This is a genomic window from Flavobacterium sp. (assembly GCF_029242675.1).
GTDB lineage: Bacteria > Bacteroidota > Bacteroidia > Flavobacteriales > Flavobacteriaceae > Flavobacterium.
Map to the genome: position 1 here is coordinate 1 of NZ_JAQWTM010000416.1, position 2,453 is coordinate 2,453.

Genomic DNA, 2,453 nt, shown 5'->3' on the forward strand with positions numbered 1-2,453 from the left:
CTTTTTGAGAATCATTTCCTCCATGACCTAAACTAAAAGCCGCTGAAGATAATAATTGCATCTTCTTTAATGCTCCATCAGCTTGTTGTAAATTCAAACTACTGAATATCAAACAAAATGCACTAACAGTCAAAACAATAAAAGCTACTAAAAACCATTTGATATTATGAGGCTCAAAAGCAACACTCCAAAAAACAGAATTCTCAAATCGCGGTGCTTTTCCACCTTTAATTATTTCTTCATAAGGGATCATTTGTGTGTAAACAAACCAAACTGTAGCAATCATAAGTCCAATCGTAAACAACTTAGGATAGATACTTTTACGTGAAGCATTAAGTAACCATATCGAAATTAAATACGAAGCTAGAGCTCCCATCAAAGGCGCTAAAACTATAAAGGCAATGATGATTAGAACTCCTGAAGGCATGCCGCCATCTTTGCTAGCCTTATACCAACTGACAATCTCGTACCAGTAATGCGTTGCTCCATCAGCACCTACATAGCCTGAAAAGCCATGCACTGCAATCGCATGAGCAACTGCTGCACCTGCAAATCCACCAATTAATGTGTGGGATGAACTTGAAGGAATTCCTAACCACCAGGTTAATAAATTCCAACAAATAGCGGCTATAACACCTGCTAAAATAACTACAAGATTGATCTCCATAGTATTTGCCGTTTTAGCAACGGTATCAGCAACACCAAAACCAAATACCCAGTAGGCAAGAAAATTAAAAAAAGCTGCCCAAAGAACGGCTTGAAAAGGAGTTAATACTTTAGTAGCAACAACCGTAGCTATAGCATTAGCAGCATCATGAAAACCATTAATGTAATCAAAAATTAAGGCTAATACTATAATAATTATAAGTAACGTCATAAACTAGATCTTCAGATTGAAATAAATTAAATTTAAGAGTGTTTTACAGAGATCGACTCTAGAATACTTGCAACACTTTTACATTTGTCTGTAGCTGATTCTAAAACAGATAAAACCTCTTTGTACTTAATTATATTTTTAGCATCTGTTTCGTTTTCAAAAATTTCAAAAACTGCTTTATTATATACATTATCTGATTTGTTCTCTAGCTTATTAATTCTAGCACATGCATCTTTGATAACGCTCATGTTTTTCAAGTTACTCAGCTCTTTTACCGCCAACTCAATATTTTGACACGCTTCAAGATTGATTTCTGTTAACTTACGAATTGACTTTGTAATTTTGTCTACTTGGTACAAACGCATAATACTTGAAGCACCGTGCAAACGATCCGCTACGTTATCAATACTAGTAATTAAAGAGTGAATATCTTCTCTATCAAATGGAGTAATAAAATTTCTACTCAATTCAAGATTAGTTTGACGGGTAATATCCTCTCCTTTTTGTTCTAAAGTATCAATTTTAGAAAACAACACTTCTCTCTCTTTCAAAGGGAGATTTACTGCCTCATGCAAATTAGAAGCTAATTCAATTAAATTACTTGACGCCTCTTCGAAAAGTGGAAAAAACTTTTTGTCCTTAGGAACTAAAAATTGGAATAAACTATTTATTGACATTTTATCTATTTTAAGGTTACAAAATTACTTCATTAATAATTTGCAATGTTAAGCCATTGTTAACAAATCTTGGTCAATGGTGAAACTACCTAAAAAAGCAACTGTTTTCTTGATATCGTAGTGCAATATGCGGTCTTCATTTACGAAGGGAACTTCATTTATATATGCTTTTAGAAAGTTTTCTATTACAGGACTGCTAAGCAATGGCCTTCTATAAGCAATGGCTTGAGAGGCAGTCAATAGTTCAATGGATAAAATACGTTCCAAATTTTCCAAAATCCGTAAAGTTTTTGTCGCTGCATTGGCACCCATACTTACATGATCTTCTTGCCCATTACTTGAAACAATACTATCTACACTTGCAGGAGTTGCCAACTGCTTATTTTGACTAGCAATACTTGCAGCGGTATATTGCGGAATCATTAAACCGCTATTCAAGCCAGGATTATCAACTAAAAACGCAGGAAGATTACGTGATCCTGAGATTAATTGATAGGTACGCCTTTCAGAAATGCTACCCAATTCAGCCAAGGCAATGCCTATGAAATCCAAGGCTAAAGCCAATGGTTGGCCGTGAAAGTTGCCGCCCGAGATGATTTCATCACTGTCAACAAAAATATTTGGATTATCAGTTACTGAATTAATCTCGGTTTTAAACACTTTATGACCATACTCCAGTGCATCTTTTGAGGCACCATGCACTTGCGGTACACATCTAAAAGAATAAGGATCTTGTACATGTATTTTCTCTTGAGTGATGATTTGGCTTCCCTCTAAAAAACCCTTGATTCGCTTTGCAGTTACAATTTGGCCTTTATGAGGACGAATAAAATGGATTGCTTCATTAAATGGTTCTATCCTTCCGTCAAAAGCTTCTAGTGAAATAGTAGCAATTAAAT

3 protein-coding genes are annotated in these 2,453 nt (G+C 34.9%); all 3 read right to left on the reverse strand.

Annotated elements, in window-relative coordinates:
* The coding region (locus tag P8M54_RS15215) for an inorganic phosphate transporter (protein ID WP_300288875.1) at positions 1-877 on the reverse strand (877 nt) is incomplete at its 3' end.
* A 32-nt stretch (positions 878-909) separates the two neighbouring features.
* Positions 910-1,554, reverse strand: a complete 645-nt coding sequence (locus tag P8M54_RS15220) for a DUF47 family protein (protein ID WP_300288876.1) — start codon at positions 1,552-1,554, stop codon at positions 910-912.
* A 48-nt stretch (positions 1,555-1,602) separates the two neighbouring features.
* The coding region (locus P8M54_RS15225; protein WP_300288877.1) for an aromatic amino acid lyase at positions 1,603-2,453 on the reverse strand (851 nt) is incomplete at its 5' end.

What these genes read in the sequence shown, in the direction of transcription:
- P8M54_RS15220 (WP_300288876.1), bottom strand. Translation starts at nt 1,554, where the DNA reads ATGTCAATAAATAGTTTATTCCAATTTTTAGTTCCTAAGGACAAAAAG.